At 53.0% G+C, this 23,912-nt stretch carries 17 protein-coding genes; 8 read left to right on the top strand and 9 right to left on the bottom strand.

Translation table 11 applies throughout. The annotated features are described in order from the left end of the window. Positions 1-368 precede the first annotated feature (368 nt). A complete protein-coding gene (locus ACR0CG_RS21930) occupies positions 369-2,078 on the top strand; it encodes an adenylate/guanylate cyclase domain-containing protein (protein WP_170756999.1) in 1,710 nt (569 codons plus the stop codon). Positions 2,079-2,257: 179 nt separating this feature from the next. Here the strand turns inward: ACR0CG_RS21930 and ACR0CG_RS21925 are convergent, their stop codons facing one another. Both ACR0CG_RS21925 and ACR0CG_RS21920 read right to left on the bottom strand, forming a co-directional pair. Continuing rightward, entirely contained in the window at positions 2,258-4,360 is a 2,103-nt protein-coding gene (locus ACR0CG_RS21925) for a DUF1214 domain-containing protein (protein WP_171121461.1), read from the bottom strand. 53 nt (positions 4,361-4,413) lie between these two features. Continuing rightward, positions 4,414-5,925 carry a DUF1214 domain-containing protein gene (locus tag ACR0CG_RS21920; RefSeq protein ID WP_217354419.1) on the bottom strand — a complete coding sequence of 504 codons (1,512 nt, stop codon included), beginning with the start codon at positions 5,923-5,925 and terminating at the stop codon, positions 4,414-4,416. Between the two features lie 92 nt (positions 5,926-6,017). On the opposite strand from ACR0CG_RS21920, the gene ACR0CG_RS21915 reads away from it, so the two are divergent. Continuing rightward, positions 6,018-7,040 carry an AraC family transcriptional regulator gene (locus tag ACR0CG_RS21915; protein ID WP_170353204.1) on the top strand — a complete coding sequence of 341 codons (1,023 nt, stop codon included), beginning with the start codon at positions 6,018-6,020 and terminating at the stop codon, positions 7,038-7,040. Between the two features lie 212 nt (positions 7,041-7,252). After that, complete coding sequence (locus ACR0CG_RS21910) at positions 7,253-8,587, top strand: adenylate/guanylate cyclase domain-containing protein (RefSeq protein WP_171175851.1); 1,335 nt, start codon at positions 7,253-7,255, stop codon at positions 8,585-8,587. 255 nt (positions 8,588-8,842) lie between these two features. Here the strand turns inward: ACR0CG_RS21910 and ACR0CG_RS21905 are convergent, their stop codons facing one another. Next, complete coding sequence (locus ACR0CG_RS21905) at positions 8,843-9,733, bottom strand: adenylate/guanylate cyclase domain-containing protein (protein ID WP_480527507.1); 891 nt, start codon at positions 9,731-9,733, stop codon at positions 8,843-8,845. A gap of 180 nt (positions 9,734-9,913) precedes the next feature. Between ACR0CG_RS21905 and ACR0CG_RS21900 the strand changes: the two genes are divergently transcribed. The 3 genes from ACR0CG_RS21900 to ACR0CG_RS21890 all read left to right on the top strand — a co-directional run bounded on the left by ACR0CG_RS21900 (position 9,914) and on the right by ACR0CG_RS21890 (position 12,628). After that, positions 9,914-10,621 (top strand): IS6 family transposase, encoded by a 708-nt coding sequence (locus ACR0CG_RS21900; protein ID WP_010442732.1) that lies wholly within the window; start codon positions 9,914-9,916, stop codon positions 10,619-10,621. A 184-nt stretch (positions 10,622-10,805) separates the two neighbouring features. After that, the gene (locus tag ACR0CG_RS21895) at positions 10,806-11,345 is read left to right on the top strand and encodes a hypothetical protein (RefSeq protein WP_480527505.1); all 540 of its coding nucleotides are present in this window, start codon (positions 10,806-10,808) and stop codon (positions 11,343-11,345) included. 35 nt (positions 11,346-11,380) lie between these two features. Next, entirely contained in the window at positions 11,381-12,628 is a 1,248-nt protein-coding gene (locus tag ACR0CG_RS21890) for a peptidoglycan-binding domain-containing protein (RefSeq protein WP_480527503.1), read from the top strand. A gap of 567 nt (positions 12,629-13,195) precedes the next feature. Here ACR0CG_RS21890 and ACR0CG_RS21885 read toward each other — a convergent pair. From ACR0CG_RS21885 to ACR0CG_RS21875, 3 genes are all read right to left on the bottom strand, one after another. Further along, the gene (locus tag ACR0CG_RS21885) at positions 13,196-14,011 is read right to left on the bottom strand and encodes a hypothetical protein (protein ID WP_170680742.1); all 816 of its coding nucleotides are present in this window, start codon (positions 14,009-14,011) and stop codon (positions 13,196-13,198) included. A gap of 33 nt (positions 14,012-14,044) precedes the next feature. Beyond that, positions 14,045-14,782, bottom strand: coding sequence for a hypothetical protein (locus ACR0CG_RS21880; RefSeq protein WP_170680739.1), 738 nt, complete (start codon positions 14,780-14,782; stop codon positions 14,045-14,047). Positions 14,783-14,877: 95 nt separating this feature from the next. Beyond that, positions 14,878-16,551: a sulfatase-like hydrolase/transferase gene (locus ACR0CG_RS21875; RefSeq protein WP_480527501.1), complete on the bottom strand. Its 1,674-nt coding sequence runs from the start codon at positions 16,549-16,551 to the stop codon at positions 14,878-14,880. Between the two features lie 277 nt (positions 16,552-16,828). Between ACR0CG_RS21875 and ACR0CG_RS21870 the strand changes: the two genes are divergently transcribed. Then, positions 16,829-17,788, top strand: coding sequence for a helix-turn-helix domain-containing protein (locus ACR0CG_RS21870; protein ID WP_170680730.1), 960 nt, complete (start codon positions 16,829-16,831; stop codon positions 17,786-17,788). Positions 17,789-18,176: 388 nt separating this feature from the next. Here the strand turns inward: ACR0CG_RS21870 and ACR0CG_RS21865 are convergent, their stop codons facing one another. The 3 genes from ACR0CG_RS21865 to ACR0CG_RS21855 all read right to left on the bottom strand — a co-directional run bounded on the left by ACR0CG_RS21865 (position 18,177) and on the right by ACR0CG_RS21855 (position 22,470). Further along, complete coding sequence (locus ACR0CG_RS21865; protein ID WP_170680727.1) at positions 18,177-19,850, bottom strand: alkaline phosphatase family protein; 1,674 nt, start codon at positions 19,848-19,850, stop codon at positions 18,177-18,179. Between the two features lie 137 nt (positions 19,851-19,987). After that, a complete protein-coding gene (locus ACR0CG_RS21860; protein ID WP_170680724.1) occupies positions 19,988-20,740 on the bottom strand; it encodes a hypothetical protein in 753 nt (250 codons plus the stop codon). Positions 20,741-20,814: 74 nt separating this feature from the next. Continuing rightward, positions 20,815-22,470 carry a sulfatase-like hydrolase/transferase gene (locus ACR0CG_RS21855; RefSeq protein WP_480441316.1) on the bottom strand — a complete coding sequence of 552 codons (1,656 nt, stop codon included), beginning with the start codon at positions 22,468-22,470 and terminating at the stop codon, positions 20,815-20,817. A 269-nt stretch (positions 22,471-22,739) separates the two neighbouring features. Between ACR0CG_RS21855 and ACR0CG_RS21850 the strand changes: the two genes are divergently transcribed. Further along, the gene (locus tag ACR0CG_RS21850; protein WP_170680721.1) at positions 22,740-23,720 is read left to right on the top strand and encodes a helix-turn-helix domain-containing protein; all 981 of its coding nucleotides are present in this window, start codon (positions 22,740-22,742) and stop codon (positions 23,718-23,720) included. The last annotated feature ends 192 nt before the right edge of the window (positions 23,721-23,912 follow it).

The raw sequence follows: 23,912 nt of genomic DNA, 5'->3' as shown, positions 1-23,912 counted from the left end.
GGGTGGCTCCTTTCAAAAGCAGACTTTGACACCTGCACTATGGCGCATTGCGACGCCGGTTGAAGCAGGAGCCATCCACCCCATCAGCTTTGTGCGCTCTTCGGACCTCCGTCCCTCTTCCAGCCTCACTCGTGCAACGAGTATCTCCTTTGACGGGCCGCACCGCGGCGACAGAGGTCAAGGTCAAACGGCCGCTTTTGGTCGTCCTCGAAGGGCAGGGCGCCTTGTGATCACACATGCTGCACGGGCTCCCGTGTCTGTTGGGAGCCCAAAGCGATCGCGCTTTCTTGATGGGACCACTTTGCTCTAAATACCGGGCTGACAGTGCTCTCTCTGCAGGCTAGCTTCCAACAAGCGGGGAGAGAAACATGGAAAAGAGGCTTGCGGCTGTGCTGGCGGCTGATGTCGCTGGATACTCGGCGTTGATGGATCAGGATAGGGACAGAACACTCAAAGCGCTTAAGGCTTTCCGTGAGGATCATCTAATGCCCGCTTTGGCTATTCATGAAGGGCGATTGATCAAAAGCATGGGTGACGGCTGGATTGCTGAGTTTCGCTCCGCATCGGCTGCGACAGAATGCGCGATTGCTGTTCAGACGGCTGACCGACCACAGGAGATTCAAGTCCGCATCGGCATACATACAGGGGAAGTAGTTTCGGAAGGCGATGACATATTCGGTGACGGTATCAACATAGCTGCACGTCTCGAGGCATTAGCGGAACCGGGGCAGATATTGCTTTCAGACACAGCACACAACAGCCTAGACCGGAAAGCCGCCGCCTCGTTCTCTGGCGGTCGGAAGACTGAGTTGAAGAACATTGCACGCCCAGTTGGCGTGTGGCGGTGGCCTGTCGGTTCGACGGCTACAAGTGCAACTGTCAAATCTGAGAAACCCGGTATTGCTGTGCTGCCGTTTGACAATATGTCAGGCGACCCGGAACAAGAGTTTTTCGCTGATGGAATTACCGAGGACATCATAACAGAGTTGTCTCGTTTTCGTTGGTTGATGGTCGTAGCGCGAAACTCATCTTTTACTTTTAAAGGTAAGAGCACCGACATTCGCGAAGTTGGGCAGGCGCTCGGCGTGAGGTATGTGCTTGAGGGTTCGGTAAGGCGCGCAGGCCAGCGTCTTCGGATAACAGGACAGCTAATTGATGCAGAGAATGGCAGTCATCTTTGGGCCGATCGTTTCGATGGGATGCTGGACGATGTTTTTGACCTTCAAGATCAGGTCACGCAGGAAGTTGTTACGGCGATCGAACCGTCCGTTCGCCGTGCCGAGACAGTTCGCGCTCGGGCGAAACCGACAGAAAATCTCGACGCTTATGAACTTTATCTTCGGGCCCAGTCACATTTTCACCTGCTGACGGACGAAGACAACCGTGAGGCCATTCGCCTTACGCGTCTGGCGTTGGAGCGCGATCCTGATTATTCGTCGGCAGCTGGATTACTTGCGTGGTTGCATATCCAAAGGATGGTGCAAGGACTGAAACCGATTGACGAAGGGCCGAAGGCAGCTGTTGCTGCAGCAGAACGTGTATTGTTGAGCGATCGCGCAGATGGAATTGCGTTGGCCTACGCCGCACACTCGATCTCTATGCTTGCACAAGACTTGCCGCGAGCTCGCGCAGTTTTCAAACAAGCATTGGCCGAAAATCCAAACGCTGCGACCGTTCACATGCTCGCTAGCATCAATCTGAGTTTTCTCGACAGACCCGAAGAAGCCCTGGAACACGCGACACACTCAATCAATCTCAGTCCGAAAGATCCGATGCGGCACGCAGCCTATGTCGGGCAGGCCTCCGCATTTTTCCAACTTGGCCGCTATGCTGAAGCCGTTGAGGCCAATCGAAACGCCTTGGCCATTAGGGCGAAATTCGTGATTACGCATCTCATGCTCATCGCATCCTTGGCTCAAAACGGAGACCTAGAGTCAGCGAGGGCTGCGGTATCTGAACTGAAGGAGCTTCGTCCGGATCTAGACATTAAAGAACAAACGAGACTCCCCATTTTCAGCGTTCCCGAATGCTCGGAGCAATGGAGGGATGGATGGCTAAGAGCAGGCCTTCCAATCTGAGAAAACAAAATCAAGCAGGCTATGCAGTCCGGCGGCTTCGTCCGCAGAGCGGTCATTGCTGTACCGCACGGCGAACGACTGCTTCGAGCCCAAAGCGGCCGGTTTTGGAGACGCCCCAATTTCTTGGAGCGTCCATGTTCGCCATAAGACATTTGCTCGTCTAGCCTAAACTTCCAAGACTACTCCACGAGTTCCAAATCACCGGGCCGCCAGCTTTTGTCGAACCATGGTTCAAGCGGCCCGTAAAGGCGCATCATAACATTGAAGCTTCGACCGGGAACTGTTTGCGCCCAGTTGTTTTCCCAACCTTCCGGCGCTTCCGGTCCAAAATAGATGCTGAAGCTACCATCGTCGTTCGGCTTTATTCCGGGCCGGTTGGAGTCGATCCCTCCGGATTGTTGGTCTGTTTCCAAGATCGAACGAGTCTGCCCACTATAGAGCATGAATGACGCAAAGTTCTTGGCAGGGACCGGCGCGGGAAGCGTTACCTTATAGGTCTTTGAACCATCCAGATACTCCCCATCTTTGTCGCGGGCCGTCATTGCATACACCGACCCGGTGCCAACCGGCGGCGCAGTCATTGCAGGTGTGATACCTGTCGCCATGTAAAAGAAGTATGTCCGATCATCCAGAATACGCGCGCCATCCTCAAGGAACAGATAGCTCTGGCGTTGGAACGGCGAGTTCCATTGACGATCTTCATAGAAGTACACCCCCGGATCCCGTGAGGCATATGTGATCGCACGCGCTGTCGCGTTTGCGATGGCTGCTGCTTCTTTGAAGATTCCCTTCATTCTGGCGTCCGGTTCGAACGGTTCGCCTTTTTTGATGCCAATGGAAGCAAATGTCCCAACAATTTCTGGATCAAAAGCGCCGACCGGATTGTTATCCAAGGCTACATGAATCTCCTCGAAGAAGTCTTCGTTGTTGGCATGGACTGTGTTGTGCTGAACGCCGGAGATATTGATGAAGTTCTCCGATGGCGGATTGTCGGCTGCGCTGAGCGGATAGATGTTCAGCCCTGCCTTGATCTCTGCAACTGGTCCTGTTGTGTCACCATCTGCCCCGGGGGAGCGACGCAGCAGCAACCAGTGTTCATTTGTTCTTGTACGAAGTTCAAAATATCCTTCTGGCACTGCAGTTTCATCGTCGTGATGCATCAACAGGTATTTCCCGCCTTCGCCTTTGTCTGCACCAAGCGCGCCAATGTCTGCGACGTAGTCGAACCCTGCGTCGTCCAACAGGCCCAACATGCCAGCGGGCACCTCTATGACCATAGGACCTTCGGAGATATCAACGTTGGAACCAACGTAAATAGTCGTTGTATTAGGCGTCAGCCAGATTGATCTGGCATCCAGAAGATTTTCTGCAATGACGACATCATTGGGTTGTGCGCCTACATCTTCATAGCCTTGAAACATTCCACGCAGAGACGCGATTTTCATGCCATCAAGAAAAGCAGTCGTTGCGCGCATCAAGTCCAGATTGTCGAAGACTTTCTCAACCGTATCTGGTGAAGGCATGCCATCGAAAAACTCAAGTGTGCCAAGTGTCTCTGTTTTCACTCTGTCCGGTGTCAAAACGTTTTGCGGTACGATTGCGGCGAACTCTCTGTCTGATTGTGGAGGCAATGCAACTTGTTCGTTTGCGCCCTCGTTTTGTTGAATCATATCTTCGTTCAGCAAAACGAACTCCACGCGCCGGTTCAGCGCGCGTCCTTCCTCGGACAAGTTCGAGGCAACAGGCGCGATTGGACCTGCTCCCATGGCGACCAGACGTTCCGCCGCGACGTTGTAGGGTTCGCCCATCAGTGCATTGCGTACGGCCGCAGCACGGCGCTCAGCGAGGTCAATGTTGTATGCAAAGTCACCCACCGAGTCCGTATGGCCCACGATCGCCAGTCGCATTTCAGGCAGCGTCGCCATCGCGCTGGCAACTTTGAACAACACCTCGGGTGACGTGCCGGTTAGCGCGTCACTGTCGGTCTCAAAAAAACCGCCGCTCATTGAGACGCGACCATCTTCGCGCAGAGCGGACACAACCGCTTCATCTGTCAGTTCACCGACCGCTCGTGCTCTTTCTTGGCCAAATTGTTGCGCCTTAAGCGGTCCCGTGTTGACTGCGAGTGCAATCGCAATCGCTGTCATACAAGTCTTAATGTTTCTCATTTTGAAACTCCCATTTTCATTGCCTTTATGCGCTTGTCGCGACTTGGCACTTTGGTGTTTGTTGTGGAGAGACGGTGTCCCGAGGCATACACCGCCTCTCCAATTACTGACCAATTGGTTTGTGCCAATACCGGTCAGTGTCCGAATTCAATTGCGAAAAGTTTCAGCTACTCGACCTTCTTGAGATCTCCGAGCATCCAGCCGCTTTCCAGCCAGCCCTCTTCAGGGCCGTAGAGGCGGAACAGGAGGAAGTAGGGCTCGGTGGTTGGGATCCAGTTGCTTTCCATGCCCTCTGGCGCTTCAGGCCCGAAGTAGATGTCGTAAGAACCATCTTCGTTTGCTTGCATCGTGTCGGTGTCGCGCTCGGAAAGTCCCACAGGATCGACGTCGCGGATGAAACTCTTGGTCTCCATCGAATAGACAATGACTGACCAGAAATCCTCGGCGGGTGTGTCCGCTGGCACGTTCAGCTTGTAAGTCTGATTGTGGTCATACATCTCGCCTTCGCTGTCGCGCAGACCAGTTAGGTAGAACGTCCCGCCGCCAAGTTGTTTCGGCAAATAGGTAATCCAGAAGTAGCTGCCGCCGGCACGGGCATCGACAAGCACTTCGGTTTCAGTTTCGTAAGGAAACCCAAGCTCGGCCTGACCCTCTGCAAAGTCCCAGATAAGCCATTGGCTTTTCATGTCGCCGTTTTCGTCCACCCATAGCGGCAACATCGCTTTGCCTGGCGTCACAAAATAATGCTGCATGGATGCATAAGCCAGCAACAGACCTTCCTCCATTGCCTTCACCTGAAGTTCGGTTGGCTCGAACGGCTTACCCTTCTCAATCCCGAGATCCTTCAGAAAGTTCACCATGACTTTGTCTTGAGGACGGATTGGGTTGTTCTGGACGTAGTCGTTTAGGTCCTGAAAGAAGGTTTCGTTGTAGTACGGCAGGGAGTCGTAGGGAACCTCAGAGGCTTCATGATAGGTGTTCGGTGGTGGGTTGTCGGCTTCTGACAGGTAGTAGACTTTTATCGTCTGTGCGTATTCAGCCGCGTCCGCATCAGTCGCGCCGTTGGTCAGCTTTGGGCGGAATGAAAACCCGTATTCGTAAGTGTCTGTCTCGAACGGCAAGTATCCCGCGTCAGTCAGTTCCTCGATTGACATGTCGCCATCATAGTCGGGTGGCAGCATGAGATATTTACCACCTTCTCCTTCGTCGAACCCGTCCGGACCAACATCGGCAATCGGGACATCCCAGGCGTTTACAATCGTACCGAAGTAATTGACCTTGTCTGTTGCTGCCGGAACTTCGATCACCAAAGGCCCGGGCTCAGATGTCATGGACGCCCATGCGTAAGCTGTTACATCATTGGCCGTCAGAAACCCGTGTTTGGAGTCGAACGGTTTGTTGAGATACACAATGTCGTTGTAATCCCCGCCCAGATCTCGGCGAATACCTTTCAGGAAGTCGATCATGCCTGCAGCAGGCATGCCCCAAATCGCGGTTTGCGTCGCGCGCTGCACCATTATTTTGTATTCGATGTCTTCAACCTGCGCCGAGCGCGCGAGAATGTCGCCCGTGTCGTTAAATTCCTGCGCCTCGACCTGAGCAGCGGCGCCGCCGACGCAAATGGCCGCAACTAAACACTTGGTCGATAAGTCTGTGAACAATGTGCCCATCTGTTTCATTCGTGACTACTCCCTTGAGGTTTTCGCGAGACTTGCACATCCGAAACGCAGATGCGTATCATTTCACGACAGGCGCATTTCCGGAGAACTCAATGGCACTGCCACCGATGATTTCAGCGAAGGCGCTTGGTGCGATGCCGCAGTTTGTCCATGAGGTCGCTGGAGAAAAAAGATTAGCGAAGGCCATGGATGTCGCTGACCTTCCACATCACTTTATCGAAGAACGGTCGGGATACATTTCCGAGCATTCGCTGGCGACATTCGTCGAGGAGGCGGTTCGATTGGCGGGCCATCAAAACATTGGCTTGCTTTGGTCTCCTTACCTAACGGTCGCAGACTACGGGCTTTGGGGAGAGTATGTCCTGTCCGCGCCTACGTTGGGTAACGCGCTACGTCGCGCAACATCGGTTATGCCTTTGCACTCATCAGTTGATCGTGCATGGCTGGAAGCCTCTGGCCGACGTTCGCGCTATTGCTACAAATTCGGAATGCCGGAGCACCCCGCTTACGCCGATATAGCTTTTTCCGCGATCGGCGTTTTCCTAAGTATTTTTCGCGAGTACCTAGGTAAGGAATGGACGCCTACGGCAGTTCTCTTGGATTTTGCAAAAGTACCGAACTCGGTCGAAGTCGAAGACACATATGGGTGTCCCATAGTTTGGAACGCACCAAGGTTGGGTGTGGAATTCGAAAGCTCATTGCTTTTGGTCGAGAACAGAAGGCAATATCGCGTTCGCGGTTTTGTGACGGTTGACGATGTTGCGAGGGAACGCGTCGGCGGACCACCTGAAACAATGGCTGGTCGGGTTGCCGCAATAGCCCGACAGCAACTCCACCACAAAGAAATCTCGGTTGATGCAACCGCTCGCGCACTCGGGCTTGGTGTTCGCGCTCTTCAAAGGAAGCTCGAGGAAGAAGGCGCGCAATTCCGTCGCATAGTAACCGATGTTCGCGTAAGCCGGGCGAAAGAGTTACTTTCATTGCAGTCTGGCACCATCGCCGATATTGCTACTGCGCTTGGATACGAGACAGCCAACAACTTCAGCCGTGCATTTAAGACCGCCACTGGTGTCTCGCCATCTGAGCACCGAATTCTTGGGCGCGATAGGTTCTAAACCTTCTGAAACCGCTCCAGTACCACCGACTGCTTCGTCCGCATTGCATACATTGGGCGTTATTAACTGAATGTCCGCATCGAGCCCAGAACGGAAGTTTTGGCGACCCTGGCTATTCCCTCAAATTCGCTGACAAGAAACTCAACCTCTCTTACGCAATATCTGTATGATATGTTGGATCAACTTTTCCAACTGCAGAACGCTAGTCTGAGATGAACCCAGTTGAAACCAAGTACGCCAAAAGCGGGGATACTCACATCGCTTACCAGGTGGTCGGTGAAGGTGACTTAGATGTAGTTTATGTGCCTGGTTGGGTTTCTCATGTGGAGCTTTGCTGGGAGGAACCGACGCTAAACCGTTTCTTGTCCAGAATTGCGTCGTTTGCGAGATTGATCCTTTTTGACAAGCGTGGAACTGGCCTTTCAGACAGGGTTTCAAACGATCAACTGCCTACGCTTGAAGAACGCGCTGACGATTTGCTTGCGGTTATGGATGCTGCAAACTCGTCGCGCGCGGCACTGATCGGTTTTTCAGAAGGTGGCAACCTAGCCGCTTTCTTTGCCGCATCACACCCTGAACGAACATCTGCGCTTGTTATGTTTGGCGCATTCGGCAAGCGCATATGGAGCCCGGAATATCCCTGGGCGCCCACTCCTGAAGAACGTCAAAAGGACTATGAGTTCGTCGAACGAGAGTGGGGTAACTTGATGGACTTGGAGCACTATGCGCCCAGCAAGGCCAATGATGAGGCATTTATGCGACGGACATGCGCATACCTAAGGAGAAGCGCCAGTCCCGGTGCGGCTGTGACTCTTCTTAAGATGAATACCGAGATAGATTTGACCAATGTTCTCCCCGCCGTCCACGTGCCAACTCTCGTGTTGCACCGCACTGGTGATCGAGACGCGCATATAGAAGAAGGGCGTTGGATTGCAGATCGGATTTCAGGCGCCCAGTTCAAGGAGCTGCCCGGGGAAGATCATTTTCCCTGGGTTGGAGACTCCGAAAGGATCATTGAAGAAATTCAGGCCTACGTCACCGGTGAGAAACCCCTCCTTCCGAGCGAACGAGTTTTGGCGACTATTTTGTTTACCGATATTGTTGGATCTACGGATCTTGCCCATCAATTGGGTGATGCTGCGTGGAAAGACCTGCTTAACCAACATGACCAACTGTGTGCTCAAGCCATCACTGAGCATAATGGGCGACTGGTAAAAGGAACCGGTGACGGACTGCTTGCAACCTTTGATGGTCCTGGCAGGGGCATATCATGCGGAAAGAAAATCGTTTCCATCGCTCGTGATTTGGGGCTTTCTGTCCGCTGTGGCTTGCATACAGGGGAATGTGAGCTTCGCGGCGACGAAATAGCAGGTGTGGCTGTCCATCTAGCCGCCCGCGTATCAGCACTAGCAGAAGCCGATCAATTGCTCGTCTCCAGAACCGTGCGAGACTTGGTTGCCGGCTCAGGCCATAACCTGAGGGATGAGGGCGAACATCTGCTTAAGGGGTTTTCGGAGAAGTGGTCGATCTATTCGGTTCATCTCTAGACATACGGTTTTTTGCAAACTTTCGAAGTATTCAGAGCCGCAGCGAACGCCGCCTTCGTCCCGCAACTCAGTCATTCGCCAATTTCTGGCTAGCGTCTGGTTTTCATGAAAGCGGTCGCCCAAATCAAAAATCGGAAATTTCAGACAAGCAACGGCCGCTTAGCGCGCGACAGCAGTCATCTGACAAAATGACTCGGATGACTGCCTTGAGGCCCAAAGCGGCCTTCAGAGCAACCGTCGCCAATGCCTGCTATTCTACTCTGCATTGTCGAAAGTCATCCGGAAAACCTCAACTGGTTCGCGGATACCTTTGAGCGTGACCTCTCCTGCTGAAACCGACGGGAATTCCTCTTCCACGGCGATCGCCGCGCGGGTGCTGAGCAGTATCTCACCGTCCTCGGCCATATCGCAGAGACGTGCCGCCACGTTGATCGCAGTGCCCGAGGCGGTGTAGTCTGATCGATCTTCATACCCGACCATGCCTACAGTTGCATATCCGAGCGATACGCCCACGCCAAACCCAAGTCTATGACCAAGCCGCTTCCATTGCTTGGACAACTCAACCATTTTAGCGCGCATCGCGACCGCGAGCCTAACCGCGTCACCGGCAGGGTCCTCGCAGGGCAACGGGTCGTTAAACAGCACCATAATCCCGTCGCCCATGCGGTGGTCGACGCCCGCTCCATGCGCGTTGATCAGCTTCCCCATTTCCTCGTGATAGGTCTGCAACACCTCGATGGTTTCTTCGGGTTCCGCAGTTTCGCAAAATGCCGTGAACCCACGAATGTCACAAAAAATAACACCCAAAAGGGAGCGATGGCTTTTCAACAAGGCCTCAGAGCCTGAGGAGATCACCGTGTCGGCGACAGCGTTTGGAAGAAAGCGTTTAAGACGGCTCATTCGCTCAATCTCGCCTACCTGTTCCTCGACGCGGTCTCCAAGTTCTGCATTCAGCTTTTCCAAGGCTCTAAACTGTCGCGCGTTTTCGATGGCGATGACGGCTTCGGTGGCAAAGTTATCGACCAAAAGCAGGTCGTCAGGTGCGAATTTGCCGACCTCTCGTCGCAGCAGAACCAGATTGCCAAGAGATTTCCCCTGCGAAACAAGCGGGACGAACACACGCGACAGGATACCATCGACGTCCACCAATTTTATCGCATCCGCATGCCTGGATTTGTAGAACTCCGTCTCGCGTATATCAGGTTCTTCGACGATCCGACGCGTTTTGACGCTTTTGTAAGGTGCAAATTCTCGGCCGACTTGAAAGACGGTCTTGTCAGAAGAACTTGTCTTGAGGCAGGCAGGACGGTTGCGTAGCTTTTGCCCATGACCAAACCTGCCTCTTTCAAGTACTTCAAAACCAGTCCCGAGGTCATCCGCCTTGCGGTGATGCTGTACATCCGTTTCCCGCTCTCGCTTCGAAATGTCGAAGATCTGTTGCACGAGCGAGGCATCGACGTGAGCCACGAAACCGTCCGATATTGGTGGAACAGGTTTGGTCCAATGTTTGCAGCTGAGATCCGACGGAAGCGTGTGCAGCAGCTGCGCGCGTTCTCGAAATGGAAGTGGCACGTGGACGAGGTTTTCGTAAAGGTGAATGGCAAGCGACATTATCTGTGGCGTGCAGTAGATCACGAAGGTGAAGTGCTGGAAGCCGTTGTCACCAAGCGCCGAAACAAGGCTGCAGCACTAAAATTCCTCAGGAAATTGATGAAACGGCACGGTTGCGCCAAGGAGGTCGTCACAGATCGCTTCGCTTCCTACAAGGCTGCGCTCAGAGAAATAGGCGCGTTCGAAAAACAACAGACGGGCAGGTGGCTCAACAACCGCGCCGAGAATTCACACCTGCCGTTTCGACGACGCGAACGCGCGATGCAGCGTTTCAGGCGCATGCGAAGTCTACAGAAATTCGCCTCCGTCCATTCCTCCGTCTACAATCACTTCAACCAGGAAAGATCGCTAGCCAGTCGAGACACCTTCAAGCTGACCCGCGCCGCCGCTCTTAGCGAGTGGCGTCAGCTTTGTTCCGGATAGGTTCGCGGTTTCCGCGGCAAACTGAGACTGGTTCGAATTCGTCTGACAGCACCTTGCCGGTGAACTGGCAAATTTCCGATCTGTCAAAGTCGAAACGGTTGGCCGGACAGGGCAATGTTCCACCAAGGTCGGGCAGGTCGGCGGCTGTTTCGATCAATACCCTCAAAACCCCTTCAAACTGGCATTGGACCAGCAACTGGCTAACCAGAACCGACAACGGCAGCAACTGGAGCAACAGCAGGAACAGGCCCGCAAAGAGCGGGAAGCCCAGCAATCGCTGGAACAGCAGACAAACCAGTTGGACGCCGCATTTGCCGGGCAGATGGAAACGGTTCTAAAGGGCAAGGCCCCAATAGGCAGCGTGGCCGATCTGATACGCTATGACCGTGTCGCCTTCATCCGCGAAATGGCAAAGGGGCGGCAGCTTGTTCTGTCAACGCAAGGGCTCAATTTCTCTGATGGCGCTTTGACCTTGTCGCATTTGTCCCGTTCAACCGACGTTTATGCACCAATCCGGAAGGCGCTCAGAAACAAGCCCGGGTGGGAAGGGTGGCTTAACAACACAAAGACACCCGGCCCACCCATCGACGTGATCGAAGTCAGGGTGGTCTGCCGTCTGGACATATCGGAACTGGCAGCGCTGGAAGGCAAGCAAACGGTTGTTCTGAATGCGAAGCTGCTGAACTTGGGAACCAATCTTGCGGAGTTCGAATGCAAAAGTTGACATGCCACAAGGCCCCGAAATACTGGATTTCCACTTTGGCGGCCGCGCTGCTGATATGGGTGAGCTTGCATGGGGTATCGATGGCTCAGGACAGCGGCCCGGCACGGATGGACAAGGCAAGCGCGCTATATCAGGGACAAGCCACCCCTCTGCCCGATCTGGAGGAAATCGAAAGGCTTCTCGACGGGATTGTCCAGGAGTTTCCAGCCTCGGATCTTGCCGTAAGCATCATTCTTCAGGAGAAAATCCAGGGCCTTGACGTCGCCGCATTTCGCGCGCAACTCAGCGCGCTTCGCGAGGCCGGGGGTGCTTCGCCGATCGACCCTGCCCTTACCGGTGCTGCTGATTGCATCATAAGGGCGCTTGCAGAAAAACCGCTGGCCGACGTCGAAATCCAGTTCGAGGTCAGCCCGACCGGCGATATTGTGGGCCTGCCTGTTCTGACTGCGCCAAAGGTCGCGCGTTCAGTGCATCGTCAGTTCTTTTTTGCTTTCGCGACTGCGCTGGAATCCTGCGCGCCGTTCCTCAATGGTATGGAAGGCAAGCAGTACACTGTGCAGAACATTCAAGGCGACCTGACACTAATCGGACAAAGCACCGAACAGGCGGCGTTGCAAAAAGAAAGCCAACCGGTGCTAAAGGCACTTCCCTCGCTGCAACCGGTGCAAGAAAGCGGTTCCGCCGAAACGGAATCCGCCCTGAATCTGGACAAGCAGGCAATCCGCGATATTCAGGCCCGGTTGAGTGTACTAGGGTATGATCCTAACGGTATTGACGGAGTAATGGGTAGTGGGACCCGAGGCGCAATTCAGGCTTGGCAAGCTAGCCAGGATTCTCCCGCTACGGGCTACTTGTCAGCCAGCCATCTTGCAGCACTCAAGACCCAATCAGAGGCTCCGTTGCAATCTTGGCTTACTATTCCAGATAACAACACCCTGTACAATCCGCCGCCGCCAATTCCGCTCGGGCCATATGCCATGTCGGGCAATTGGCGTTACACAACAAATTGTGGCGCCAGCAGCAAAGTTGGAAAGTTCAAAATCAGAGGTTTGTTGAATGTAAGACATGTCGGCGGAAACAACTACGCGGGATCGATAAGCAACTCGCAGGGCTTGCGGGGGCGGTTCAAGGGCACGCTTTCAGGACGTCGGTTTGCGGGCGAGGTTAATTGGGGTTTGTTGTATGGGCGCGTTCAGACCCACGGCGTTGTCGCAGATCAGAAACTTTCCATCAGCGGTCGCGATTCAAACGGCTGCTCTTTTTATGCTGCAAAGACCGGATAACCCTATTGTCATTCGCCTCAGACTTGAGGGCCGTATATCTGGTTCCAAGTTTAGTTGGAGCTTATCCCAAAACTCCACTCCATATTGGTGCAAGAAGTCGTTAAAGACTATTTTCCTACACTTTCATCACCGGCAATGTAGAGAATCCTGCCAAAAAGCGTGACAAAGAAGATAACCCAAACAAGAGTGCTTATATTGATTACTGCATTTGCAACAACAGTGGCTGTGACTATAGCCGCAGCGAACGAACGTTTTGGTCCGCAAAGTGGTTGTTAATGGAAAGTACGGCGGATGACCGCGTTGAGCCCAATAGGACCGATGCTGCTTAACGCACCAATGTCAGCGATGCGCAGAAAGCGGGCTTTGCAAAGTGTAGTAGAATGCTCAAAGCGGTATTCCGTCCAATAGCAGCACATGCGGCTTTGAGCTGCGTTCCGCAAATCATTCAAAGTGCACTGGACAGCAATATTGAGCCTACAGTTACCGATGTGGCAATTAGCGTGAAAGGCGGCAAGGGTTTCGAAAAAAGACATCGAGTCTCGCCGATATACAAAGCGGGCATACAATCTAAAAAAAATACTTCAGCCCGAAATACGGCCCATGCTGCGTGACGTCATATGCGAAGTCCCCCGTGCTAAGAGCATCGCTATAGTCGATGCTAAAGTATCGATAGCCGAACGTCAGCGCGACCTTTTCCCATGGCTGATAGTCAAAACCTATGTTGGCCCCTATCTGCAAATCGTTTCCTCCGGCGCCGAACCCGCCCAATTCCAGAGAAGCGATGGAGGTCCATTTATCGTTCAAGCGCCACATGCCCCTTGCCCCGACGACAGGTTCTATCCAACCTTCATCGCCACCCAAAACCGGAAGCGTCATGGGACCAGGGGTTGTAATTGAGATTTCCTGTCGGATCGAGTTGAAGCGCACACCGCCTTGAATATCGACAGTAAATCTTTGATTTTTTTCCCCGTAAGGCCCGTCCGCAACGCGATAAGCCGCCAGAATTCCGAACCATTTTTGTCGGACGTCAACATTTGCATCTGCATTCAGTGGCCCCGGTAAGCTGGCATCCTGTTCGATGCCAACATAGTTCGCATCAACGATAAAACCGATATCACCTTTCCATGCCTCGTACCGGCCTGCTGCCGCAAAATCCAGAACGTCGAGAACGTCTCCAAGGTTCAAATCCAATTCAGCGGATTGTCCGGCGACCGTTGAGGTTCCACGAGTTCGGAGCGGAGTGAATAGGTAGAATGATGCTGTATGACGCCAATTTGTTTCATCCTGACCCGGAGCAGGCAGGGATTGACTCAAGGCAGCTGTAGGAAGGGTCAAGATAGACGTAGAAAACAATGGGCCGAACAGAGTTCCGGAATGTGACATAGATGATCTCCGCCGAGGTTGGGTGTGGGTGAATTAGTAGTTGAAACGCAAACCTAAGCCGGCACCTTTGTCGTAAGGGCGGTCGGAACCTATTCCGATGAGAAAGTCGGCATAAATCGCTATTCCGGGGCTGAGGTTCTTGCCGATCTGCAACTCAGCGGTCGCTGGCCAAGCATCGTTTTCCCAGTCATATGGCGCTTTGATATCGGCCTTGGCCCAATACCCGTCGCCAAACGGTTGCAGCGCAATTAATCGCATTGCGGTTTGGCTGATGTCGGCCGAACCATTGTACGAAGCAAAATGCTGGAGCAAGGGGATCAGCGTCAGCCCTGAATTTGTGTTTGCGAAGGCGAACCCGCCAAAAGGCGCAATTTGATCGGACCCGGTTCCAATCCCTTTATCCGGGTCGCCAAGGTCCAGTATCCACTCCAGACCAATGGCCGACTTGATGGCCCATGTGTCGTTGAGCGGCCTCTGAGAAGGAAAGTAGATCGCTTTGAGGCTTGCTTTTTCGAAGTCAGAGAACCGCGTTCCGGTCACATCCGTTGAGTTATAGTGCAACTCATATTTCAGTTTCAAATCAGGCCGCAGCATGTAGGCACCATCGATAAAGGCGTCCTGTCGATCAGCGCCATTGCCCAGATCAAAATACTGATACCGGATGTCCGTGTTGTTTACGGCGGCTAAAGGGTTTGAAGCGTTTTCGTCTGCCATTGTATGGGTCGCGACAATGGCAGTTGCCAATGCCAGGGCAAGCGCTTGGAGTTTCATACTGTTCCCATGATCTTTGATGTAGATGTCAAACCCCGCGTTGAGTGCATCGTTTTGCAACGCGGGGTTTGCGCGATTTGTGCGGGAGCCGCCTATTATTCGGGCTGAATGTCCCGTTTGGCGACAAAGGCATCCACCGCTGCGACAGTTTCGGGACGAAGGTTCACAATACCTTCATAGGGGCGTCCTGTTGCGGCCGGTTGATCGGGATACATTTCCTTGAATTTCAGATGCCGGGCAATGATGCGGTTGAACTCATGACCTGCCCACGCGCCGATCTCTGTCGATACGCTCTGTTCTTCGCGAGGGTCGCGGAACAGGTTGTAGAACTTGGCCACGATGGCGTTTTCACCTTTGGCCGGAACCTTGAGCTTGATGTGCTCCTTGACCACCTCTTTCAGCGAGTTGATTGAGTAGATCAGCACATGATCTCGGCGCCCATGCGTATCGCCAATGAACATCAGGGACGTCTGATCGACACCGTCAATGATACGGTCGCGCGGGATGGCATCCATCGCTCCGCCGATACGTGCTATCGACGTGAACAGGTCAGAAATGTGAATGATGTCCGATACTATCGAGTCTCCCTCGATCAGGCCAGGCAGGCGGGCAAACGCGTCCACCCGAACGCCCCCCTCGGACGTATCGGCCTTGCCGCCACGGAAGACTAGTGGCGAAAACCCGCTGCCAGGAGCATATTTAGTAAAATGGCCGTTGTCGCCCATCAAAACGATCAGGGTATTGTCCCTGAGCCCCAGCGCATCGACTTCGTTCAGAATGACCCCGATCCATTCATCCAGCTCTTCCATGCTTTCAACGAATGTACCGCCGTTGGGTGTCGTGAACGCCTCTCTCGTCGTGCGCGTTGTCGACAGAGGGACAAGCGGCCAGTATTGCAAGAAGAACGGTTCATCCCGCTCTGCTAGCAGGCGCAACTGTTCCATGGTTTGTGCCTGATAGCGGATGTTCATTTCATTGTATTTGTCCTGGGTCCATTTCTCACCCGGTTCCATATGGACTTCGCGGACCTCCCCGCCAATAACGGCTTCAAGGCCGGTAATCATGTGTCCCGGATCAGGGCGAAACCAATCATCCAGCGTGTATTTGGAGTTGTAGTTGTCTTCCCCAATGGCCATGGTGATTTCTTCCTTGGCAGCATCTTCGTTGAAGATGGCCAACTGGCCCTGTTGATGGATGGGGAACGCGGCGTAATCAAAGCCCTGATAAGTTGGCCAGGATTCCTGAATGTCTCCCATGTGCCACTTGCCAACATGCGAGGTGTTGTAGCCCACGGATTTCAGAACTTCGGCAATTGTGACTTCTTCATCGGCAAGGCCAAAACCCGAAATATCGACGGCGGTATCGCCCATCCCATTGCGATACGGCTGGCGACCCGTCATGAAGGCCACGCGCGACGGGGTACAGGACGGCTCGGTGTACATGCGCGCGAACCGCATGCTTTCCTCTGCCAGCGCGTTGATATTGGGGGTCGAATACCCGCGTATGGCGTTCATCTCGGGCATACCCATGTCGCCAAAACCCATATCGTCAATCAGGATGTAGAAGATGTTTGGAGGGTTCCCTCCGTTCTTCTCACGAAAATCGGCCAGCAGTTGATCAACCTGCGCGTCGTTCTCGACCCAAACGGCCTCGTTTTGCTGCTTAAGTACATAGTACTCCGCATCATGCACGATGTTGCTGTCCTGAGCTGTCGCCGTGAAAGCAGAGCCAGCAAAGGCCAGTGTGGAAAGGAACAGTTTTGATTTCATGAGATACCCCTGTTTCATGATTTTTGTGTTTTCAGGCCTTCAAGGATCAGGTGATGGCAGTAGGTCGAAAGCGAGAGTTCGCTGTCCTCAGCCTGAGAGCGCAACATCTCTTTTTCACTCTTGGTAAGCAGTGTTACGACACGTTCAGTGCGCGCTATGTCATCAGGCAAGGATGGGCGTCCAAACCTTTTTTCCCCCGATTTGTCTGCCTTGTCTTGCAATTGCCTAAGCCTACGTTTGCGAGATAACATTGCATGACAATTACGCGAGCTGCTGAATGGACCACATCAAAAAACGATCAGCGGAAGAAAAAACCTGCAACCCAAATACTCTTTTATTGCAGGATCCTTCGCAGTTCCGCGAGCTTTCCCAATGGGATGTCGAATTACGCCAACTCGAAAAAGGAAACATGAATTCGTCGGTATCTGTTTGGGCGGGGACTGGTCTCCAAATGATAGATTTGTCGTTTGACAAAGCCGTGTACCAAACAGGTGTATCTCGCCCCGACATTCTGGCGTTTGGATTACCAGACAAAGGGAGTGTACGGACTTGGCTTAACGGCTACCCTTCAGACACCGCTCTGATGAATTTTGGTAGCGGAGACTCTTTTGAAGGCGTGAGCAATTCAACGCTGACAGGCCTGACCTTTGGCATCGACATCCAAAGGGCGGAACGGGTCGCCGACGATTGCGGCCTTGATATCAGCACCGTGCGAATGAACGCTTCTCGCTCTTTCGTGGGTGATGCTGGCAGATTTCATTCTCAGATCAAAAACAAAGCACGTTTTCTTATAGCTTCCGAGACAGGCCCCAGCACTGAAGGTGAAGAGAGCGATCTGATCTTAGAGCTTTTGGAAATGCTCGTGAACGGTGAGCAATGGAGTGATAGGGGGGGCAACAGCAAGAACAGAACCCGCTTGGCGCGAAAGGCAGTTGAATTCATGCGTGCCCATTTGATGGACAACGTTTCAATTGGAGAAGTATGTGCAGACACCCAAGTATCCGCTTGTACTCTTCGTCGCGCATTTCAGGAAACTTTCGGTGTAAGCCCCAAACAGTTTTATCTAAGAGCCCGTCTCGGTGCCGTGCGCCATGAACTGGTATCCTGCTCGCCAGATCAGAGTATATCGGACGTCGCAAACTCCTATGGGTTTTGGCATATGGGGCAGTTAGCAAGGGACTACAAAGCATTCTTCGGAGAACTGCCGACTCAAACGATATCCGGCAGAATGAACTGAAACAGAGCTTGGTAGCTTATTTTGGTGCAAAGTTTGTGTTGAGCCATTCTTGTTGCGGAGCCAATGTCAGATTTCAGTGGCTAGCGACGCTGAGATCTTGGCAGAACGAGGCCTAACTTATCCGCAACACGAGAACTGCAAAGTTGGAATTTGAAGGTCCGCTTCGGGCTGACTGCGGTCCTTTGCGGTAAGAATGCGGATGGCTGCAAGGTCCCGCATACCGGTCGTTTGCTGCAACTTGCTTGAATGTCCACTGTGCGGACAAAGCTGTCGTTCGTTGAGGTAAATCTCCAGGAGTAGCCAAACTCATTAAATTGGGCCAAATATCTCAGTTCTCAACAGCACGTCATTCATCAGTCGGGCACCAGAAAAAAATAGACAATTCCACTTATTGATCTGTCACGCCAATCTCCCTCAGTGCTTGACCCGCGGCACTGCTAGGTTGGCTGATACCCAAAATAGTGCTCAGAGTGACGGCCACGTCCACAGTGGAAACAGTACGGCTTACTCGAGCTGGCTTGATACCTGGACCAGCAAAGATGATTGGAACATGCGTGTCATAGCGCCAAGGCGATCCGTGCATTACGGCAATCGGGCCATCTTCAAAGAGAAATGAATAAGGTGTCTGGACGACATATATGTCGCCAGAGCGCGCTGGGTGATAATTTCGCCGGATCTGCTCCTCAAGGGTATGGCCTCGCTGTTCAGCAAGCGGTTCGGCCGGCATCGCAAGCTCAATGCCAGATGCAGCCATCAAGACTTCGACGATGCGTCGTTCGATTGCACGCCGGTCAGCGCCTGACGCTTCTATCTTGCCGTTGTCCAGATAGACGTAAGGGCGGAAAAAGAACTGTATTGCGGATTCCACTCCAAACTCATCTGCGATGACCGAATTTACATCCATCATCAATGCTTCAGTGGAGTTTCGGAATGTCGAAAGCCCAGCTTCGGTCATCTCTTCTGGCGCTTCCGGCATGCCATGGTCGGCGGAAAGCACGTAGAGCACATTCGCACTTCCAACTTCTCGATCCATGAAGTCAAAGAAATCTGCTAGCGTCTCATCCAAACAGCGCACCATTTCTTCATTTTCCAAACTGGATGGCCCGAAAAAATGGTTGGTGGCGTCTACACCAGAGAAACTAACGCTTAGATAGTCTGGCCATTCGTCATCACCAAGCCCCTCCTCTTTCACTACAGTTTTTGCGAAGTCGGCCGTGATCCGGTCCCCGTGCGGCGACAACAAGACCTGTGTGTAATAGAGCCCGTCGTCCGGCTTCCCATAGAAATGCGGGAAAGTGCGACCGAACGTGCCAAGATTGGTTACGAAGGAGCGTTCCTTTCTTTCCATTAGGTAAGGCGCGTCTGAACACTCCGGCCACCACTCACTTTCGATCTTCGCATCTGCGAGGCGTTTAGAATTCCAATCGAGAACCCAATCAGGATACACTTCGTAGTAAAATTCACTTGTTTCAAATGCTCCTGTGGCCGCCGACAGCCATAAAGCCTTTCCAGAATGCCCTGCCATTGCAACCGCTGAACGATCTTTACCAGACACGGAAAACACTTTGGATCGACCGACATTCGCTTTTACCAGTTCATCGCCGAACGTCGTTGCCAGCAGGTTGACCGGAGAGCGTCCCGAGGTAGCAGCAGCGGCTTGTGTAGGGTCAACTTGGTCGACGTTTCCTCCGAAGCCTGGAACAGGCAGTAACGGATAGTCCGGGTCTTCAATGTAGTATCCCAATCTCTCTTCTGCCCTGTTGAACCAGGCATTGCCGATCATTCCATGTTCAGAGGGATGGGCTCCAGTAGCGAGGGTTGCGTGACCAACAATGGTTTCGGTGTTGGCGTGACGATGATGAGCGTCGGTGTACCAGACGCCATTGTCTATTAGCCTTTTGAAGCCTGAGCCCCCGAAGGCGGCCTGATAGCGAGAGATCAAGTCTCCGCGTAGCCCATCAACTGTAATTTGCACAACAAGTCTGATGTCTTCCGTTGCACTAGATCCCGTGGCGGAAATCGATAGAAGCATGGTTGACGCCAACGCCAGAGATCGCTGCATACTTGACTTCATGGGATTACCTAAAGAGAAGGCTGTAATTTATTGCACGTACGTTTCTCATTTACTTGTTGCTCCTTAGTAGTCTGATAACGTCCTGTATTTAATTTAAAAACCTCGTAAGGCGACTCGCGGTAGTTTCAGAAGTCAAACCGTGCGCCGATGAAGGGCCCATCGAAAGTCAGAACGGAAATCGCCTGCGAATTGCCAATGTTCCAATCCAAATACCGGTAGCCCACCACCAGATCCCAGTTGTTGATCTTAAAATTAGCCGCCAGGCTCAGCTGTGTTGTCAGGTCGCTTTCTCCGGCACCGATATCCGCATAATACGACATTCCCCAACGGTCGCTGAACTGACGTGTTCCACGTATGCCAACAACAGCGTCCCAGTTGTTGATCGAGCCTGAAACACGTTGCGAGCCGCCAGCGATGGCAAGGTCAACAGTATTGTCCAGATTTAGGCTTCTTGCCCCGCCTAAAACAGTGAAACGGGCGTCTGTTGTGTCAATCAGATCATACCCAACTGACCCCGCAAACACTGTTCCTTCAACGTCAATGCCAGCGGAGGCCGGAATCCCTGGGCCAACCGCACTGTCCTGATCGTTGCTCAGATTCAGGTACAGTGCGTCGACAAAGACCGAGACTTTACCGCGTCGCGCTTCGACAGCACCCATCAGCCCGAAATCCAGATTGTCCAGCATCTCGCTGAAGCTGATGTCGATGCTGTTTCCCGTTGTTGTCTCACCGCCTAGGGCGGGCCCCCAAAGGTACAGATAACCGGTGAAGTCCCAAGTCGGATTTTCGGCACATGCTGATGGTGCGAACCCAACAGTAACGGCACAAAACAGAGCTGGGATTCGCCATTTCTTATCAGCGAAAGGAACATAATTCATCTAAAGGGCCTTGAAGATGTCAGAGTTCAAATGAGGGCGCAGATATGCGATGCCCTGCGCCCGCTGGGACTGGTTTATTGCCAGCTCATGAACACGTCGCGTGCTTGCTCGCTTTCAGGACGCAGGTTCTCGATTCCTCCGTAGGGGATGTCCTTACCTATTTCCGAGTTTGGATATTGGGCGATCATTTTTTGATGGCGCTTGACCATATCTTGGAAAGAAGCACCGGCCCAAAGAGAATACCCAACCAGAGGGTGTTCTTCGCGCGGGTCGCGGTAGACGTTGTAAGTGGGAGCAGCAGCGCCTGGAGCGCCCGGAGCAGGTAGATGCATCTTGAACTCCTGCTTGACGATAGACCGCAAGACCGGGCCTTCGTAAACATACACATAATCGCGCCGCCCATTGCCCTCGCCCTCCAGCAGCAATGCCGTTTGGTCTACCCCATCAATCACCCGGTCACGCGGGATAAAATCGGTCGCTCCGGCAATGCGCGCAATCGTCGTGTAGATATCCGAAACGTGAAAGATGTCCCCAGCGGCACTATCGGCTTCGATCACACCGGGCCAGCGAATGAATGCGTCCGTACGAACGCCTCCTTCCAGATGTTGAGTCTTGCCGCCGCGATAAATCAATTGGTTCAGACCGGATGTTCCTTCGTAATGATACATCAACCCGTTATCCGCCATGATCATGACGATGGTGTTGTCGGCCTCGCCGGTCTCATCCAGTTTGGCCAACACTTCTCCGATCCAGCCGTCGAGCAATTGCAGCTTGTCAGCATGGAAGCCGCCGTTGCGCGAGAGCGCCTGATCGGGGTAAGCGAAGTTCAGCGGATAGAGCGGCCAGTACTGCAGAAAGAACGGCTCATCCAACGCTGCAACGCGTTCCAACTGTTCCAGCGTCTGCGCCTGGTAACGCTCGTTCATTTCTTCGTATTTGGCCTGCGTCCATTCTTCGCCCGGAGCCATTTCAACCTCGCGCGCGGGTCCGCCTGCTTCGGCCTCAACCCCTGTGACCAAACCGTAAGGTTTGAAGCGTTCATCCAGCAAAAACTGGTTGTTCTGACCCGAGGCGTGGTATCCTAGCATATTGTTCGCCTGCATGGCCTCGCGGGTCATGAGGCTCAGCTGCACCTGTTGGTGCAGGGGAAAGGCCGCATAGTCGAACCCCTGATTGTGAGGGTACGCCTCTTCGATATCGCCCTGATGCCATTTGCCGACATGAGAGGTATTGTACCCAGCCTGTTTCAGGATCTCCGGTAAAGTGACTTCGCTTGCGGGCAAGCCCTCGCCGACCAGAGCAACCTTAACCTCTTCCACACCGGCCCGGATAGGGTGCCGACCGGTCAGCATGGCTGTACGAGTCGGCGTACAGGAGGGTTCCGTATACATACGCATCAGCGACATGCCGTCACTAGCAAAGTCGTTGATATTTGGGGTCTCGATTCCCATCACATAGTTCATCTTCCGCTCGCCCATTTGGCCAAAGCTGATGTCGTCGATCAGAATGTACAGAAAGTTCGGAGGCTTGCCGCCATTGGCATCCCGAATCTCAGCAAGCTTGGCGTCGATCTCAACATCCTGCGTATCCCATTGCTCACCAAACTGAGCACGCAGGAAGTTAAATTCACCATCATGAACAATTGGGTCACTCTGCGCGGCAACATGCGTGCCTGATAGGAACACAAGCATGGCAGCAGCTGACGCCATGTAAGAACGTTTAATCTTCACTTCGGGTTCTCCTGTTGGTAGCCATTTCTCGCAACGCGTCGGCAAGAAGGTCGTGGCATTGGGCAGATAATGATTGTTCAGATTGATGCGCCAGTTCTGTCAGTCGCTGGTATTCGGGCGGAGTGACAAAGGTAACGATCCTCTCGGAACGGGCGTCGACATGGGGCAAACGTGGTCTGCCCATGCGCGGCTTCGAAACATGATGCGACATTTGACTTAGCCCCCCGTCCAGTTAGTTTTCTTTTCCGGAAAACTATCAGGATGCAGAAATGGACCACATCAATAATCGGCCAAACTTGCAGGAAAACGATACCGGTGCTCAATATGCCGATTCTCCTGTGGTACGGTTCGACCTCGCGCATCCCAATGATCTTGCGGCAATGACACCCTGGGAGATGGATTTTCGTCAGATGGATCCCGGTCCCTTGTCGACACAGGTTGCTGTTCGTTCCAGCCAGAACACTTCTGTGTTGAATATCTCGTTAAGTGGTGCCGTCCATCAACGCGGTGTTTCCCCTGATGGATGGACTACATTTGGGATCTCACGCAAGGGTACGGTGAACACCTGGCAGGGGTGCGACATGGAGCGTGATGCCTTCCTGACCTTCGGTAACAATGACGGGTTCGACGGCGTATCGACGGATCGCTTCTTTGGCAATGTTGTGTCGTTTAGCACTCGGCGTTTCGAGAACCTTGCGCAGTCTTGTGGGTATGTTTTGGAAACCGACAATCCCGCAGTAAGGTTGCAGATATCGGAATGTAACACCCAAATAATGGATCGGTTGGAACAAGAGATTGCGAAGCTGTTGCATAGTTCAGAGGACCCCTGGCCTGAAGAACTTGATGACGTACTGATGATTGAAGTGCTAACGATCCTTACAATCAGCGAGGTTCATCAGGATAAGAGTTCAGCCCAAACCAGGCGCCGAGCCCTCAACAGAGCCCTGGAAGTTATGTACTGCAATCTGCACAACCCTGTTTCAATTGAAGAACTGTGTCTCGAAAGCGGAGCGTCACTTCGCTCTTTGAACAGAGCTTTCAAGGAACGATTTGGACATGGTCCAAAGACCTACTACATTCGATTGAGACTGAATGGCGTTCGTAAAGACTTGCTTAGTGGCGCTTGTACAGTTTCGATTGCTGATGTTGCCAATAAATATGGGTTTTGGCACATGGGTCAATTCGCAAGAGACTATCGTTTGTTCTTTGGTGAATTGCCGTCAGAAACTCTGATGAAGCGTGGTGCTTGATCGAAACTAAATTGCTTCCTGTAGAACCTATTTCGATTCTGTTGTTCGAAACGTCAACTTGTATCTGCCATACGGGCGCTGCTTAGAATAATTTGACTAACCGTCAAATTCCAAACCCTTCATTAATTCGAAGACTTGGCTACGCATCCAGGCCGCCATCGGGGCGTTGTCGAAACGCTTGTGCCAGATGCC

The sequence above is a fragment of the Ruegeria sp. AB8 genome, assembly GCF_056542605.1.
This window is presented reverse-complemented; position numbering and strand designations above follow the sequence as displayed.

Coding starts and splice junctions, on each gene's coding strand:
- ACR0CG_RS21930 (WP_170756999.1), top strand. CDS start 369: ATGGAAAAGAGGCTTGCGGCTGTGCTGGCGGCTGATGTCGCTGGATAC.
- ACR0CG_RS21920 (WP_217354419.1), bottom strand. CDS start 5,925: ATGAAACAGATGGGCACATTGTTCACAGACTTATCGACCAAGTGTTTA.
- ACR0CG_RS21915 (WP_170353204.1), top strand. CDS start 6,018: ATGGCACTGCCACCGATGATTTCAGCGAAGGCGCTTGGTGCGATGCCG.
- ACR0CG_RS21910 (WP_171175851.1), top strand. CDS start 7,253: ATGAACCCAGTTGAAACCAAGTACGCCAAAAGCGGGGATACTCACATC.
- ACR0CG_RS21900 (WP_010442732.1), top strand. CDS start 9,914: ATGACCAAACCTGCCTCTTTCAAGTACTTCAAAACCAGTCCCGAGGTC.
- ACR0CG_RS21885 (WP_170680742.1), bottom strand. CDS start 14,011: ATGTCACATTCCGGAACTCTGTTCGGCCCATTGTTTTCTACGTCTATC.
- ACR0CG_RS21880 (WP_170680739.1), bottom strand. CDS start 14,782: ATGAAACTCCAAGCGCTTGCCCTGGCATTGGCAACTGCCATTGTCGCG.
- ACR0CG_RS21875 (WP_480527501.1), bottom strand. CDS start 16,551: ATGAAATCAAAACTGTTCCTTTCCACACTGGCCTTTGCTGGCTCTGCT.
- ACR0CG_RS21870 (WP_170680730.1), top strand. CDS start 16,829: ATGGACCACATCAAAAAACGATCAGCGGAAGAAAAAACCTGCAACCCA.
- ACR0CG_RS21865 (WP_170680727.1), bottom strand. CDS start 19,850: ATGCAGCGATCTCTGGCGTTGGCGTCAACCATGCTTCTATCGATTTCC.
- ACR0CG_RS21860 (WP_170680724.1), bottom strand. CDS start 20,740: ATGAATTATGTTCCTTTCGCTGATAAGAAATGGCGAATCCCAGCTCTG.
- ACR0CG_RS21850 (WP_170680721.1), top strand. CDS start 22,740: ATGGACCACATCAATAATCGGCCAAACTTGCAGGAAAACGATACCGGT.